Here is a 15,784-nt window from a genome sequence, read left to right as displayed (position 1 = left end):
CGCAGCAGGGCACCGCGGACCCACTACCCGCCGACGCGGCCCGACCCCGCGCGGCCCGACCCCGCGCGGCCCGACCCCGCGCGGCCCGACCCCGCGCGGCCCGGCCCCGCGCGGCCCGGCCCCGCGCGGCCCGGCCGGGCCGGGCCCGACGCGACGCGGCGCGACCCATCGGCCCTCTACCTCGCCGCGGGACCGTCCCTTCTCCAGAAACGGTTCACCGCATGAAGGTTTTCCGGGCGACCGATGACCCGCGGGAGGACTCAGCCGGCGGACCGGTCGGTCGCGTCGCCGGGGCCGGGGCCGGGGCGGCCGGGCACCGGAGCGGCCGGGGACACGGGCGGCGACGCGGCGGGCACGGGAGACGCTGCGGAGACGGGGGACGCGGCAGAGCCGGAACCGGCGGGGGCGCCGGACACCGGGGCCGCACCGGACACCGGGGCGGAGCCGGACACCGGGGCGGGACCGGACACCGGGGCGCTGCCGGAGTCCGCGGCGGTGCCGGAGTCCGGGGCGGTGGAGCTCGCTGCGGCTGCGCGGCGCTCGACCAGGTGGCGCGGCGTCGCGAAGCAGGCGACGGCCACGAACCCGATCACCAGCACGGCCGCGGGCAGCAGCATCGACTGGGCCATCGCCGTCGCGAAGGGGTCGCGCAGCGCCTCGGGCAGCGGGCCGCCGGTCGCGGCGACCTCCGGGGAGCCGCCGGTCGCCGACGCGCCCGGGACGAGTGCGGCGATCCGCGACTCCATGAGCACCGCGATGCCCGCGCTGCCGAGCACCGCGCCGACCTGACGGGTCGTGTTGTAGACGCCCGACCCGGATCCGGCCTGGTCCATCGGCAGGTTGCGGGTGGCGCTGGTGGAGATCGGCGCCCAGACGCAGGAGTTGGAGATGCCGAGCAGGGTGAGCGGCAGCAGCAGCTGCCAGACCGGGGTGTCCGGGCCCATCACCCACGCCAGCCAGGCCAGCGCGATGACGAACGTCGACATCCCGAAGCCGCCGATCAGCCGCGGGTGCACGCGGTCGGTCAGCCGCCCGGTGTACGGGGCGAGCGCGCCGGAGAAGATCGCCAGTGGCGCGAGCAGCAGTGCGGCCTGGGTCGGGGTGAAGCCGCGCACGCTCTGCGCGTAGATCATCAGCGGGAAGCCCTGCGCGGTGATCGCGAAGCCGACGGTGCAGATCGCGATGTTGGCCAGCGAGAAGTTGCGGTCCCGGAACAGGCGCAGCGTGACCAGCGGCTCGCTGGTGGTGACCCGCTGCCACCACACGAACGCGACCAGCACGACGACGCCGCTGCCGATCAGCGCCCAGATCCCGGCGCTCCAGCCGAACTTCTGGCCCTCCTGGATGCCGAAGACCAGCAGGAACATGCCCGCGGCGGACAGCACCACGCCGACGACGTCGAACCGGCGACGCGAGGTCTCGAGCGAGGGCACCAGCCGCCAGGCGGCGACGAAGGCGATCACCCCGACCGGGACGTTCACGAAGAAGATCCACTCCCAGCCGAGGCCGCCGACGAGGAGCCCGCCGACGATCGGCCCGGTGAGCGTCGCGACGCCGGCGACGGCGCCCCACAGGCTCATCGCGCGCCCGCGCTGGGCCGCCGGGAAGGTCCGGGTGATGACGGCCATGGTCTGCGGCGTCATCATCGCGGCGCCGAAGCCCTGGGCGACCCGCGCGACGATCAGGGCGCCGACGGTCGTCGTGAGCCCGCACCACAGCGAGGCCAGGGTGAACACTGCGAGCCCGCACAGGTAGACGCGCTTGGGCCCGAACCGGTCCCCCAGCCGCCCGGTGACCAGCAGCGGGACGACGTAGGCGAGCAGGTAGGCGCTGGTCACCCAGACCACGGAGTTGACGTCGGCGTCCAGCGAGGTCAGCAGCGCGGGCGTCGCGACGGTGACGATCGTGGCGTCGACCAGGATCATGAAGAACCCGATCACCAGCGCCCACAGCGCGGGCCACGGGTTCGTCCCGTCGGCGCTGACCACCTGTTCCCTCGACCGCGTCACCACGCCATCATGCGCCGCCCCCGGCACGGTCCGGTCAGGCGGGAGGGGGCCCCGCCGGGCGGTTCCGGGCGATCCGGGCGAAGTCGGACACCGCCAGGGTCTCGGCGCGGGCGGTGGGGTCGACCCCCGCGGCGCGCAGGGCCTGTTCGGCCGCCGCGGCCGAGCCGGCCCAGCCCGACAGGGCTCCCCGCAGCACCTTGCGGCGCTGGGCGAAGGCTGCGTCGACGACCGCGAAGGTCGCCGCCCGGTCGGCGTCGGCGGGCGGGTCGTGCCGGGTGAACGCCAGCAGCCCGGAGTCGACGCCGGGGACCGGCCAGAACACCGCGCGCGGCACCGGCCCGGCGCGGCGGGCGGCGGCGTACCAGGCGAGCTTGGCGCTGGGGGCGCCGTACTCGCGCGAGCCGGGTCCGGCGGCGAGCCGGTCGGCGACCTCGGCCTGCACCATGACCAGCCCGGTCCGCAGCGACGGCAGCTCGGCGAGCAGGTGCAGGATCACCGGCACCGCGACGTTGTAGGGCAGGTTCGCGACGATCGCGGTGGGCGGCGCCGCACCGGGCCCGGCGTCGGTCGCGAGCCGGTCCGCGCCGACCCGCATGGCGTCGGCACCGGTCACGGTGAGGCGCCCGGCCAGCTCGGGGGCGCGCTCGGCGACGGTGTCGGGAAGCAGCCCGGCCAGCACCGGGTCGATCTCGACGACGTGCACCCGGGCCGCGACCGGCAGCAGCGCCAGGGTGAGCGAGCCGAGACCGGGGCCGACCTCGAGGACGACGTCGTCGCCGTCGACGCCGGCGGACTTCACGATCCGGCGGACGGTGTTGGCGTCGTGGACGAAGTTCTGGCCGAGCTTCTTGGTGGGGCGCAGACCGAGCCGCTCGGCCAGGACCCGGACGTCGGCCGGGCCCAGCAGGCGGGCGGTGGCGGTGGTCCGGCTCCCGTCGCCGTCGGCGTCGATGCTCCGGCTCCGGCCGCCGTCGGTCCCGTGGTCGCTCACGGCACCATTCTCGCCGGGCACCCCGGGCGGGGTGCGTGCGGGATCAGCTCAGGCCGAGCTTGGAGGAGCAGGACGGCCAGGCGCTGTAGCCGCCGCGGTCGTCCTTGACCTTCTCGGCGACCGCGATCTGCTCCTCGCGGGAGGCCTGGTCCGCGGTCGGGGCGTACTGCCCGCCGCCGTAGGCCTGCCAGGTCTGCTTGTTGAACTGCAGCCCGCCCTGGTAGCCGTTGCCGGTGTTGATGTTCCAGTCGCCGCCGGACTCGCACTTGGCCAGCTTGTCCCAGGTCGCGCCGTTGGAGACGGCGGGCGCCGAGGACTTCGCCTTCGCGATGATCTCCTCGACCTTCTTCTTGGTGCCGACCTTCACCACGCGCGGGGTGGCCGGGGTGTCCTGACCGGCGCCGACGCGCTCGCGGGCGACCTCGCGGCCCTGGTCGTAGGTGACCCGCCAGATGATGCTGCGGGCGCCCTCGCGGCCCGGGTCGACGACGGTGCGGGTGCCCTCGTCGAGCGACGGGTCCTGCACCTCCTGCTCCGGCACCGGGAGCTTCTGCGACTCGACGATCTGGGCGTTTACGATGTCCGAGCCGGTGGTCGGGGCGGCGACCGGGGCGAACGAGGCGGGCGAGGAGGCCCGGTCGAGGCTCATCGACGCCGTGCCGAGGTCGGTGGCGTTCGCGGCGAGCCCGGCCTGGAGCTCCTGGGCGGGCTGCTCGGCCGGGGCGGTGAGCACCGCGGCGGCGAGGCCACCGGTCGGGACCGAGAACAGCGCGGCCGCGGCGGCGGTCCGGACCCCGGCCCGGGAGCGGGCACCGGCGGTGCGGTGACGGCCCTCGTAGGTGACGTACCCGGCCTCGTCGCCGGCGAGACCGGCGGGCGCGATGACGGGGAGCGGTCGCGTGAGCTCGTCGTCGGCGAGCGGTGCGGCGTGACGCGAAGACATGACTTCCCGGGGGCTCGGCTGTCCGGGAAGGAGCCATGACCTGCGGGAACGACGACCGGCGCGGTGCCGGGGAGCGGAACCGTCGCTGGGGAGCGGACCGGTCGTCGTCCCGCGGGTCGGGGGAGCGACCCCGTCCCGGCGGGTACGACGAGGGACGTTAGCGGACCGTGACCCGGCGCAGCGTTTCCGACGCGCGCGTGGCGACGAGCGGACGGTGATCGACGGTGAGTGACGACAACCCCGCCACTCGTCACGGCGGACGGCGTCAATCGGTTGTGCGCAGCCGGAAGATCCGTTCGGCGTTACGGCGGGCCGTCTCGGCGACCAGGGCTTCGGACTCCCCGCGGGTCGCGGCGATCCCCCGCACGGTCCACGGCAGCACGTAGGGCTCGTTGGCCCGGCCGCGGTGCGGGTGCGGGGTGAGGAACGGCGCGTCGGTCTCCACGAGGTACTGCCCGGCGGGCACCAGCGCCGCGGCGGCGCGCAGCTCGTCGTTCTTCGTGAAGGTGACCGGGCCGGCGAAGGACAGGACGTACCCGGCGTCGGCGCACTCCCGGGCCATCGCGGCGTCGCCGGAGAAGCAGTGGAAGACCACGGTGTCCGGGGCGCCCTCCTCGCGGAGGATGCGCAGGACGTCGTCGTGGGCGTCCCGGTCGTGGATCATCAGCGGCTTGCCGGTGCGCTTGGCCAGCCCGATGTGCCAGCGGAACGCGTCCTGCTGCGCGGCGGGCGGGCTGTGGTCCCAGTAGTAGTCCAGGCCGGTCTCGCCGATCGACACGACGCGGTCGTCGGCGGCCAGCCGCTCGATCTCGGCGAGGTCGGCGGCCGGCACCCGTGCCGTCCGGGTGGGGTGCAGCGCGACGGCCGCCCACACCCGGTCGTCGGCGTGCGCGGCGCGCACGGCGAACCGGGCGCCGTCGAGGTCGTCGGCGATGGTGACCGCACCGACGACGCCGACCGCCGCCGCCCGGTCCATCGCGGCGACGACGTCGGCGTCGGTCTCGCAGCCGCACGCGTCGAGGTGGGTGTGGCTGTCGATCGTCGGCGCGGCGAGCGGCTCCGGCGGCTCGGGGCGCGGCCGGCGGCCGTGTCCGCTCACTTCTGGACCGGGGCCCACTCCGGCCCGGTCTCCCCCAGCTCGGGCGCGAGCTTGGCGATGATCGGCGACGGCTTGGCCAGTGGGCGCCCCACCTCGATCGGCGTCGACCCCCAGTGGGCCTGCTCGGCGGCGTAGTCGCCGGTGAGGACCGGGTAGGCGGGGCCATCGCCGAGGTCGTCGACGGTCGTCTTCTCCGGCTGCGCGGCCCACACCCCGGTGCCGCCGAGCGCCTCGTGCACCTTCTGCGCGGCGTGCGGCAGGAACGGGGTGAGCAGGGTGTTGGCGTCCTGCACGACCTGCAGCGCGGTGTGCAGGATCGTGTCCCGGCGCTCCGGGTCGTCCTTGCGCTTCCACGGCTCCTGGTCGGACAGGTACCGGTTCGCGGCGGTGACCACTCGCATCGCCTCACCCGCGGCCTGCTTGAACCGGTTCCGCGCGAGCAGCCCGCCGACGGTGTCGAACCCGGCCCGCGAGTACGCGAGCAGCTCGGCGTCGGCCTGCTGCGGCGCCGTCGGCGTCGGGATCGCGCCCACGTTCTTGTGGGCCATCGAGATGGACCGGTTGACCAGGTTGCCCCACTCGTTGGCCAGCTCGAAGTTGACCCGGCGGACGAACTCGTCCCAGGTGAAGTCGACGTCCTGGTTCTCCGGCCCGGCGACGGCGATGTGGTAGCGCAGCGCGTCCGGCCCGAACTCGCGCAGGAAGTCCCCGACGTAGATGACGGTGCCGCGGCTGGTCGAGAACTTCGACCCGCTCATCGTCAGGTACTCCGAGGACACGACCTCGCTGGGCAGGTCGAGCGTCCCGTACGGGCCGGGCTCGCCGCCGCGGTCGCCCGCGCCGTTCTGCCCGAGCAGGATCGCCGGCCACATCACCGAGTGGAAGGTGATGTTGTCCTTGCCCATGAAGTAGAAGGCCTCGGCGGCCGGGTCGGTCCACCACTGCTTCCACGCGTCCGGGTCCGGGCCGCGACGGGCCCATTCCACCGAGGCGGACAGGTAGCCGATGACGGCGTCGAACCAGACGTAGATCTTCTTGAGCGGGTTGTCCGACCAGACGTCGAGCGGGACGGGCACGCCCCACTCCAGGTCCCGGGTGATGGCGCGCGGCTTGAGGTTCTCCACCAGGTTGGCGGAGAACTTGAGCACGTTGGGGCGCCAGTCGGTGCGGGTCGACAGCCAGCTCCCGAGCGCCTCGGAGAAGGCGGGCAGGTCGAGGAAGAAGTGCTCGGTCTCGACGAACTTCGGCGTCTCCCCGTTGATCCGCGAGCGCGGGTTCTTGAGGTCGGCCGGGTCGAGCTGGTTGCCGCAGTTGTCGCACTGGTCGCCGCGGGCGCCGTCGTAGCCGCAGATCGGGCAGGTGCCCTCGATGTAGCGGTCGGGCAGGGTGCGGCCGGTGGACGGGCTGATCGCGCCCAGCTGCGTCTTCGGGACGACGTATCCGTTCTTGTACAGCGCGGTGAACATGTCCTGCACGACGCGGTAGTGGTTCGACGTCGTGGTCCGGGTGAACAGGTCGTAACTCAGCCCGAGACCCTGCAGGTCGTCGGTGATCACGCCGTTGTACTTGTCGGCGAGCTGGCGCGGGGTCAGTCCCTCGGCGTCGGCCTGGACCTGGATCGGGGTGCCGTGCTCGTCGGTGCCGGACACCATCAGCACCCGGTCCCCCGCCATCCGCCGGTACCGGGCGAACACGTCGGAGGGCACACCGAAGCCGGACACGTGGCCGATGTGCCGGGGGCCGTTGGCGTAGGGCCACGCCACGGCGGTCAGCACGGCTTTGCTCATGCCCTCCAGCGTATTCACCGTCGCCATCACGTTCTGCGGCGGCACATCACCAAAGATGGGGATAGCTCCCGGAGATGGGTGTCGTTCCCCCTACTGGTGTCATAGTGGCGCCCATGGACCGGGGTGAACGGGACCGCGAGGCCCTCCTCGACGCGGCCCTGCAGCAGTGGGCGGACGGCGGCTGGCCCGCCATCGACCCCTTCTCGGCCGCGGAACGGGCCGGGCTGCCCGCGACCGGGGCCGACGAGTTCGGCTCCGGTGTCGAGCTGGGCTGCGCGGTGTTCGACCACATCGTCGACGAGCGCGCCGCCACGACGATGGCCGCGGTCCAGGCCGCCGCCGCGAACCCGGCGGCCCGGATCCGGGCCGCGCTGACCGCCTGGTTCGACGACGTCGCCGCCGACCCGCGACGCGTCGTCGTGCTGGTCGACGCGATCGGCTGCCCCGAGCTCGTCGCACGCCGCCGCAGCGCCAACCGCGGCTTCGCCGAGCTGATGGTCAGCGGCGCCGTCGACAGCCGGATCGAGCCCGACGACCTGCGCGTCGCCGGGCACTTCTGCCTCGGCGGGATGGGCGAGATCGTGCTGGCCTGGCTGGACCCGGAGAGCCCCGTGACCCGGGAGCAGGCCCTGGGCCACGGGGTCCGGCTCTACGAGTCCTGCCTGTTCACCCGCTGAGCGGCCTCATCCCAGCGCCCGGTCCAGGTTGATCGCGGAGCTGATCAGCGACAGGTGGGTGAAGGCCTGCGGGAAGTTGCCCAGCTGCTCCCCGGTCAGGCCGATCTCCTCGGCGTAGAGACCCAGGTGGTTGCCGTAGGAGAACATCTTCTCCAGCGCGATCCGCGCCTGTTCCAGGCGTCCGGCCCTGGTCATCGCCTCGACGTTCCAGAACGAGCACATCGAGAACGTGCCCTCCTCGCCGTCGAGACCGTCCGGCGAGTCCTCGACGTCGTAGCGGAACACCAGGGTGTCGACGACGAGGTCGTCGTTGATCGCATCCAGGGTCGCCAGGAACCGCGGTTCGGTGGGCGCGCAGAACTTCACCATCGGCATGAGCAGCACCGAGGCGTCCAGCGTGGTCGCGCCGTAGCGCTGCACGAACGACCCGCGCGGCGGCACGTCGGGGTCCCAGCCGCGGTCCATGATCTGGTGGTAGATCTCGTCGCGGGTGGTGGTCCAGGCCCCGACGTCGCCGGGCAGCCCGCGCCGGCGCGCCATCCGGATCATCCGCTCGACCGCGACCCAGCACATGAGCCGGGAGAACACGTGGTCCTGGCGGCCCGCCCGGGTCTCCCAGATGCCCTCGTCCGGGGAGTCCCAGTGCTCGCGCAGCCAGTCGAGGATGGTGCAGAGGTTCGTCCAGTCCTCGTGGCCGACGCCGTCGCCGTACTTGTCGTACAGGTAGACCGAGTCGATGATCTCGCCGTAGATGTCGAGCTGGAGCTGCGACGACGCGCCGTTGCCGGCCAGCACCGGGCGCGAGCCGCGGTAGCCGTCGAGGTGGTCGAGCTCGACCTCGTCGGGGGTCTCGTCGCCGTCGATCGTGTACATGACGCGCAGCGGGCCCTGCGCCCCCTCCTGCCGTGTCCCGAACCGGCCCGACAGCCAGCCGATGAACGCGCCCGCCTCCTCGGTGAACCCGAGCCGCAGCAGCGCGTAGAGGGTGAACGCGGCGTCGCGCATCCAGACGTAGCGGTAGTCCCAGTTCCGCTCGCCGCCCAGCTGCTCGGGCAGCCCCATCGTCGGCGACGCGATCACCGCACCGGTCGGCTCGTGGGTGAGCAGCTTGAGGGTGAGCGCGGAACGGTGGACGCGCTCGCGCCACCGCCCGGTGTACGACGAGTGCGCCAGCCAGTCCTTCCAGAACGCGACGGTCCCGGTGAACAGGGCCTCCGCGGCGTCGTCGCAGGTGGTGGGCTCCCCGGTGGCGTCCACCTCCAGCACGAACACCTCGGTGCGCCCCTCGGCGGTACGGAACTCCGCGCCCGCGGCGTGGTCGGTGATCTCCAGCTCCACCGACGACGTCAGGTCCAGGGTGACACCGCTGCCGGTGAACCGGATGCCGGCGCCCGCGCTCTCGACCTTCGGGGTCTCCCGGGCGTAGTCGGGTCGCGGGACCACCTCGACGGTCATCGGCACCGCCCCGCGGACCCCGGTGACCCGGCGGACGAGCCGCTGGCGGTGGTCGGGGTCGTGCGGGCGCAGCACCACCATGAGGTCCTGCACCTCGACGATGCCGTCGGCGGTGAGGAAGCGGGTGATGAGGATGTTGGAGTCGGGGTAGTAGAACTGCTGCTGGCTGGCGAGCTCGGTCTCGTCGACGCACGGCGCGAGCCGCCAGTGCCCGCCGCGGTCGGCGTCGAGCAGCGAGGCGAACACGCTGGGCGCGTCGAACCGGCCCGGGCAGAACCAGTCGACGGTGCCGTCGGTCCCGACGAGTGCCGCGGAGCGCAGGTCGCCGATGATCCCGTGTTCGGCGATCGGGAGGTAGCGCTCGCTGCGCGAGGGGCTCACTCCGGCACCCGCCAGCCGCGCGGGCCGGGCAGGTCGAGCGCGTCCTGCGGGCCCCAGGACCCGTCGGAGTAGGTCTGCGTCCGCGGCGGGTCGGCGAGCACCGGGTCGCACAGCTCCCAGAGCCGCTCGACCTCCTCGGTGGTGGTGAACAGCGTGCGGTCGCCCTTCATGACGTCCAGGAGCAGCCGCTCGTAGGCCTCCAGGGCGTCGTCGGGGTCGCCGACGCTGTCGAGGTCCAGCCGCATCCGGCCGCGGCCGACCTTGAGCTCCGGGCCGGGGACCTTCGCGCGGACGTCGAGCTCGGCCGACACCTGGTCGGCCAGCTCGATGACGAGCTCGGTGGGCGGCCCGTCGTGGGCGTCGCCCGTGAACGACCCGCCCGGGAACATGGTCAGCGCCGGCTCGTCGAAGCCGATCGTCACGGTGCGCCGGGTCGCGCCCATCGCCTTGCCGGTGCGCAGGAAGAACGGGACGCCGAACCAGCGCCAGTTGTCGACGTAGGTCTCCAGCGCGACGAACGTCTCGGACTCCGAGTCGTCGGCGACGCCCTCCTCGTCGCGGTAGGAGGCGTACTGGCCGAACACCACCCGCGACGGGTCGAGCGGCCGGATCGAGTGGAACACCTTCGCCTTCTCCGCGTGCAGCGCGTCCGGCGCGATCGCGTACGGCGGCTCCAGGGCGACGAACCCGAGGATCTGGAACAGGTGCGTGGAGATCATGTCGCGGAACGTTCCGGTGGACTCCATGAACGACGCCCGGCCCTCGATCCCGATCTCCTCGGGGACGTCGATCTGCACGTAGCGGATGTTCTGGCGGTTCCACACCGGCTCGAACAGCCCGTTGGCGAAGCGCAGCGCGAGGATGTTCTGCACCGACTCCTTGCCGAGAAAGTGGTCGATGCGGAAGATGTCGGCCTCGTCGTAGACGTCCTTCAGGCCCGCGTTGAGCTCCTTCGCGGACTCCAGGTCGGTGCCGAACGGCTTCTCCAGCACCAGCCGGGAGCGCTCGGCGATGCCGGTCTCCCCCAGCATCGCGACCATCGGGGTCATCGCGGTCGGCGGCACGGAGAGGTAGACGAGCCGGCGCACGTCGTCGGAGCCGAGGTCCTTCTCCGCGCGCCGCACCGCGTCGGCGAGGTCGGCGCCGTCGTCGGCGTCGGAGACGACGAAGCTCAGCCGCGGCGCGAAGTCGTCCCAGCCGGTGTCGTCGGACAGGGCGCCGCGGATGCGGTCGCGGAACTCGTCGTCGGAGCCGGGCGAGTGCCGGCCGGACCCGATGACCCGGAAGTCCTCGGGGAGCAGACCCTCGTTCTGCAGGTGGAGCAGACCCGGGAAGAGCTTGCGCTTCGCCAGGTCGCCGGTGGCGCCGAACAGCACGATCACGTGCGGGGGCAGGTCCGAAGGCATGATCCCCGGCTACCCCCGGGCGGCCCCCGCCATTCGGCGGCGCCGGTCACGAGCGTGTTTCCGACGGCCGGTGTGCGCGGCGTACCGTTGCAGGGGTGAACGTCGACGTGACGCCGCTGCCCGGGATCGGGGTGCGGAAGGAGATCGAGCTGCGCAGCGGCCGCCGGGTCGGGGTCATCGCGCACCGCGACGGGAAGATCGACCTGATCCTCTCCCGTGCCGACGACCCGGACGCCTGCGTCGCGGAGCTGCCGCTGACCACCGAGGAGGCGGGCGCCCTGGCGAACCTGCTCGGCGCCCCGCAGCTGGTCAACCAGCTCAAGGACGAGCACGCGGACCTCCCGGGCATCACCACCCGCAAGATGCCGATCAAGCTCAACAGCCCGTTCGACGGCCGCCCGCTCGGCGACACCGCGCTGCGCACCCGCACCCAGGTGTCGGTGGTCGCGATCATGCGCGCGGGCCAGGTGATCCCGTCGCCGACGCCGGACCACGTGCTGGCCGCCGGGGACATCGTGATCGCCGTCGGGACGGCCGAGAAGCTGGAGCAGGCCGCCGACATCCTCGCGCGCGGCTGAGGCCGCCCCGGTAGTCGTGGACCACACCGCACTCGAACTGCTCGAACTCGGCGCCGTCTTCTTCGGGCTCGGCCTGCTCGGCAGGCTCGCCCAGCGGATCGGCCTGTCCCCCATCCCGCTCTACCTGCTCGGCGGCCTCGCGTTCGGCGCGGGCGGCGTCATCCCGCTGGGCGACATCGGCGACTTCACCTCGCTGGCCGGCGAGGTCGGCGTCGTCCTGCTGCTCCTGCTGCTCGGGCTCGAGTACTCCGCGGTCGAGCTGGTCACGGGGCTGCGCCGGTCCTGGACGGCCGGGATCGTGGACATCGTGCTCAACGCCGCGCCCGGCGTCGCCGTCGCGCTGATCCTGGGCTGGGGCGCGGTCGGGGCGATGGTGCTGGGCGGGGTCACCTACATCTCCTCCTCCGGGATCGTCGCGAAGGTGCTGTCGGACCTGGGCCGGCTCGGCAACCGGGAGACCCCGGTGGTGCTGTCGGTGCTGGTCTTCGAGGACCTGGTGATGGCGCTCTACCTGCCGATCCTCACGGCACTGCTGCTCGGCGTGACGCTGTGGGGCGGGATCAGTGCGGTCGCGGTGTCGCTCGCGGTGATCTCGGTGGTGCTGGTCGTGGCGCTGCGCTACGGCCGCTACGTCTCGGCCGTCGTCGACTCCGACGACCGCGAGGTGTTCCTGCTCAAGGTGCTCGGCGCCGCGCTGCTGGTCGCCGGGTTCGCCCAGGCCATGCAGGTGTCCGCCGCGGTGGGCGCGTTCCTGCTGGGCATCGCGATCTCCGGGTCGACCGCGGAGAACGCGACGAAGCTGCTGGAGCCGCTGCGGGACCTGTTCGCCGCGGTGTTCTTCGTGGTGTTCGGGCTGTCGACCGACCCGCGGGCCATCCCGCCGGTGCTCGGCTGGGCGCTGGTGCTCGCCGTGTCGACGGCCGCGACCAAGTACGCGACGGGCTGGTGGGCGGCGAAGCGCGCACGGATCGGGCGGATGGGCCGGGCCCGCGCCGGGGCCGCACTCGTCGCCCGCGGCGAGTTCTCGATCGTGATCGCCGGGCTGGCCGTCGGCTACGCGGCCGTCCCCGCCGAGCTGTCCGCGCTGGCCACGGCGTACGTGCTGATCATGGCGGTGCTGGGCCCGATCGCCGCCCGCTACGTCGAGCCGGCCATGCGGGCCCTGCCGACGCGCACCCCCGCGACCGCCTGACCGCCCGGCCCGGCCCGCCCGGGCCCGGCCCGGCCCGCTGTCGCACCCCACCGGAGGCCGTCGCACCCGCCGCGACAGGTGCGGCGACCGCGCGCGGGGTGCGGCGTCAGTCCCGGGCGGCGAGGGTCGCGTTGTAGAGGTCGCGCTTGGGCACCCCGGCGGCCTCGGCCACGGCGGCGACGGCGTCCTTGAGACGCTCGCCGTCGTCGGTGCGCTCCCGGACGGCGTCGACCAGCGACTCCACCGGCGGCGCCTCCCGGGCCTCGGCGCCGGCCAGCACCACGGTCACCTCGCCGAGCACGTCGCCGGAGGTGGCCCAGGCGTGCAGCTCGGCCAGGGTGCCGCGCACGACCTGCTCGTGGGTCTTGGTCAGCTCCCGGCACACCGCGGCACGGCGGGACTCCCCCAGCACCGCGACGGCGTCGGCGAGGGTGTCCGCGGTCCGCCGCGGTGACTCGAAGAACACCACGGCGCGGCGCTCGTCGCGCAGGGTCTCCAGCCACCGGCGGCGCTCGCCGGAGCGGCGCGGCGGGAAGCCGTCGAAGCAGAACCGCTCGCACGGCAGGCCGGACAGGACCAGCGCCGTGGTCACCGCGGACGGGCCGGGCGCGCAGGTGACCGGGAGGTCCTCCGCGGCGGCCGCGGCGACGAGCCGGTAGCCCGGGTCGGACACGGCGGGCATGCCGGCGTCGGACACGACCAGCACGGTCGCGCCGTCGCGGACCGCGGACAGCAGGCCGGGCAGCCGCTCGGCCTCGACGGCGTCGTAGTGGCTGACGATGCGGCCGGTGTAGGTGACCGGAAGCGCCGCGGCGAGGGTCCGGAACCGGCGGGTGTCCTCGGCGGCGATGACGTCGGCGGTGGCGATGAGCTCCCGCAGCCGCGGCGAGGCGTCCCGCGGGTCGCCCAGCGGGGTCGCGGCCAGGACCAGGCGACCGGTCGTCGTGGCCGTGTCGGGCGTGGAGTCGGGGGCGGGAGTCACGTCGGCCAGCCTACGATCGGACGCGATGGCCACCACGAGCGCCGATGCCGGGAGCCGGGTCGCCGGAGCGGCACCCGAACCCGGTCTGACCCCGCGGGGCACCCCGCCACCGCTGCGCCGCGCCGATCCCGGCCCGGCCGCGCGGCTCGGCGCGCCGCCGCCGTCGGACCGGCTGCTGGGCTGGCTGGTCACCGCGGGCGTGGTGCTCGTCGCGGCGCTGCTGCGGTTCTACGACCTGGGCGAGCCCACCGACCGCGGCACGCCCGTGTTCGACGAGAAGCACTACGTCCCGCAGGCCTGGGACATGGTCCGCAACGGCGGGGTGGAGAGCAACCCCGGCTACGAGAAGATCGTCCACCCGCCGCTGGCGAAACAGCTGATCGCGCTGGGCCAGATGGTCTTCGGCTACGACGGCGTCGGCTGGCGGGTCTCGGCCGCGCTGGCCGGGGTGCTCACCGTGCTGCTCGTCGTGCGGGCCGGACGGCGCCTGACCCGCTCGACGGCGCTGGGCGGGCTCGCCGGGCTGCTGCTGTGCGCCGACGGGCTGTCGCACGTGCAGTCGCGGATGGGGATGCTCGACGTCTTCTCCGCGCTGTTCGTGGTGGGCGCGTTCGCCGCGCTGCTCGCCGACCGCGACGACGTCCGCGACCGGATGGCACGCGTCGTCGCGCAGGGGCGGGTCGGCGACACCGTGTGGGGCCCGCGCTGGGGGGTGCGCTGGTGGCGGCTGACCGCGGGCGTCTCGCTCGGCCTGGCGTGTGCGGTGAAGTGGAACGGCGTCTACTACATCGCCGCGTTCGGGCTGCTGTGCGTGCTGTGGGACGTCTCGGTGCGCCGCCGCGCCGGGGTCGCCCGGCCGTGGGTGGGGACGATGGTGCGCGACGTCGCCCCCGCGCTGTGGGCGCTCGTCCTGATCCCGGTGCTGACCTACGTCGGGTCCTGGTGGGCGTGGTTCGGCAGCGAGACCGGCATCGACCGCCACGAGGTGGGCCGGGAGATCGGCACCGGCGGGGCGTTCGCCTGGGTGCCCGACGCGCTGCGGTCGCTCTGGTACTACCACGGTCAGGTCCTCGCCTTCCACGAGAACCTGACGACCCAGTCCGCCGGGGCGCACCCGTGGGAGTCCAAGCCCTGGACCTGGCCGATGGGGCTGCGGCCGATGCTCTACCGTTACGCCGACGACGCGACCGGCTGCGGGGAGACCGACTGCGTCTCCGCGGTGATGCTGATCGGCACCCCGGCGCTGTGGTGGCCGGCGATCCCGGTGCTGCTCTGGGGGCTGTGGCGGGCGGTGACCCGGGTCGACTGGCGGTGGACGGCGGTGCTCGTCGGCTACGCCGCCGGGTTCGTCCCGTGGTTCTTCAACATCGACCGGCAGATGTACTTCTTCTACATGATGCCGGTGGTGCCGTTCCTGGTCCTGGCCGTCGTGCTGGCGATGGGGCAGATGCTGGGCCACTCGCGGATGAGCGCGCGCCGGCGCCGCAACGGGCTGCTCGTCGTCGCGACGTGGGTGGCGCTGATCGGGGTCAACTTCGTGTGGCTGTGGCCGATCCTGGTCGGCGACCCGATCACCGCGGCGCACTGGCAGGCCGAGCTGTGGCTGCCGTCCTGGCGCTGAGGAGCTGCTCCGTCCGGGTGACGTCCGGAACTCCGGCGGGCGGTGCGACGACCGACCCGGCGTGAGCCCCGTTCTCCGCCGCCTCGCGGTCGCCCTCCCCGCCGTGCTCCTCGCCCTCGTCGCCGGGGCCGCACCGGCCTGGGCGCACACCGAGCTCGAGTCCAGCAGTCCCGCCGCGAACTCGCAGGTCGGCACCGCGCCGACGTCGGTGTCGCTGACGTTCTCCGAGGACATCGCGGCCGCCGACGCCACCGTCTCGGTGACCGGCCCCGGCGGCACCGACTACGCGGCGGGTCCCGCCACCGGCGACGGCGACACCCTCACCGTGCCGCTGCGCCCGCTCGGTGCGGCCGGCGCGTACACGGTCACCTACCGGGTGGTCTCCGACGACGGCCACCCCGTCTCGGGCACGGTGCCGTTCACCCTGGCCTCCCCCGGGCCGGGTGCGGCCGCGGCGACCTCCGCGGCGGCCGCGCCGTCCGCCGCACCCACCACAGCCCCGCAGACCACCCCCACCGCGTCCTCCGACGACGGAGGGGCGCCGGTGTGGCCGTGGATCGTGGTCGCCGTCGTCGTCATCGGGGCCGGGGTGGCGTTCGCGCTGCGCCGGTCGAAGGCCTGACGATCGACGACGCCCCGCCCGGGCACCGGGTCCGCGAGCCC

The 15,784-nt window shown here is 73.8% G+C and carries 13 protein-coding genes; 5 read left to right on the top strand and 8 right to left on the bottom strand.

The window, feature by feature from the left end; translation table 11 throughout:
• Window positions 1-260 precede the first annotated feature (260 nt).
• The 5 genes from KPL57_RS36780 to metG all read right to left on the bottom strand — a co-directional run bounded on the left by KPL57_RS36780 (window position 261) and on the right by metG (window position 6,829).
• On the bottom strand, window positions 261-2,009 hold the full coding sequence (locus KPL57_RS36780; protein WP_226355142.1) for a DHA2 family efflux MFS transporter permease subunit: 1,749 nt from the start codon (window positions 2,007-2,009) through the stop codon (window positions 261-263).
• A 34-nt stretch (window positions 2,010-2,043) separates the two neighbouring features.
• Complete coding sequence (rsmA, locus tag KPL57_RS36775) at window positions 2,044-2,916, bottom strand: 16S rRNA (adenine(1518)-N(6)/adenine(1519)-N(6))-dimethyltransferase RsmA (protein WP_226356639.1); 873 nt, start codon at window positions 2,914-2,916, stop codon at window positions 2,044-2,046.
• 127 nt (window positions 2,917-3,043) lie between these two features.
• Window positions 3,044-3,943, bottom strand: a complete 900-nt coding sequence (locus KPL57_RS70600) for a resuscitation-promoting factor (RefSeq protein ID WP_308253074.1) — start codon at window positions 3,941-3,943, stop codon at window positions 3,044-3,046.
• A gap of 265 nt (window positions 3,944-4,208) precedes the next feature.
• Window positions 4,209-5,042, bottom strand: a complete 834-nt coding sequence (locus tag KPL57_RS36760) for a TatD family hydrolase (RefSeq protein ID WP_226355141.1) — start codon at window positions 5,040-5,042, stop codon at window positions 4,209-4,211.
• Window positions 5,039-6,829 carry a methionine--tRNA ligase gene (gene metG, locus KPL57_RS36755; RefSeq protein ID WP_226355140.1) on the bottom strand — a complete coding sequence of 597 codons (1,791 nt, stop codon included), beginning with the start codon at window positions 6,827-6,829 and terminating at the stop codon, window positions 5,039-5,041. The genes KPL57_RS36760 and metG overlap by 4 nt, the downstream gene beginning before the upstream one ends.
• Before the next feature lie 113 nt (window positions 6,830-6,942).
• Between metG and KPL57_RS36750 the strand changes: the two genes are divergently transcribed.
• Entirely contained in the window at window positions 6,943-7,506 is a 564-nt protein-coding gene (locus KPL57_RS36750) for a TetR/AcrR family transcriptional regulator (RefSeq protein WP_226355139.1), read from the top strand.
• Between the two features lie 6 nt (window positions 7,507-7,512).
• Here the strand turns inward: KPL57_RS36750 and KPL57_RS36745 are convergent, their stop codons facing one another.
• Window positions 7,513-9,342, bottom strand: a complete 1,830-nt coding sequence (locus KPL57_RS36745) for a glycoside hydrolase family 15 protein (RefSeq protein ID WP_226355138.1) — start codon at window positions 9,340-9,342, stop codon at window positions 7,513-7,515.
• Entirely contained in the window at window positions 9,339-10,748 is a 1,410-nt protein-coding gene (zwf, locus tag KPL57_RS36740; RefSeq protein WP_226355137.1) for a glucose-6-phosphate dehydrogenase, read from the bottom strand. Before zwf ends, KPL57_RS36745 begins: the two co-directional genes overlap by 4 nt.
• Window positions 10,749-10,843: 95 nt before the next feature.
• Here zwf and KPL57_RS36735 point away from each other — a divergent pair, with 95 nt between their 5' ends.
• Entirely contained in the window at window positions 10,844-11,326 is a 483-nt protein-coding gene (locus tag KPL57_RS36735) for a cation:proton antiporter regulatory subunit (protein ID WP_073577611.1), read from the top strand.
• 16 nt (window positions 11,327-11,342) lie between these two features.
• Window positions 11,343-12,518, top strand: a complete 1,176-nt coding sequence (locus KPL57_RS36730; RefSeq protein ID WP_226355136.1) for a cation:proton antiporter — start codon at window positions 11,343-11,345, stop codon at window positions 12,516-12,518.
• 106 nt (window positions 12,519-12,624) lie between these two features.
• Here the strand turns inward: KPL57_RS36730 and rsmI are convergent, their stop codons facing one another.
• Window positions 12,625-13,500, bottom strand: a complete 876-nt coding sequence (rsmI, locus tag KPL57_RS36725; RefSeq protein ID WP_226355135.1) for a 16S rRNA (cytidine(1402)-2'-O)-methyltransferase — start codon at window positions 13,498-13,500, stop codon at window positions 12,625-12,627.
• Between the two features lie 25 nt (window positions 13,501-13,525).
• On the opposite strand from rsmI, the gene KPL57_RS36720 reads away from it, so the two are divergent.
• Window positions 13,526-15,121 (top strand): dolichyl-phosphate-mannose--protein mannosyltransferase, encoded by a 1,596-nt coding sequence (locus tag KPL57_RS36720; protein ID WP_226355134.1) that lies wholly within the window; start codon window positions 13,526-13,528, stop codon window positions 15,119-15,121.
• A gap of 61 nt (window positions 15,122-15,182) precedes the next feature.
• A complete protein-coding gene (locus tag KPL57_RS36715) occupies window positions 15,183-15,743 on the top strand; it encodes a copper resistance CopC family protein (protein WP_226355133.1) in 561 nt (186 codons plus the stop codon).
• Window positions 15,744-15,784: the final 41 nt, after the last annotated feature.

The sequence above is a fragment of the Pseudonocardia sp. ICBG601 genome (assembly GCF_020496245.1).
This window is presented reverse-complemented; position numbering and strand designations above follow the sequence as displayed.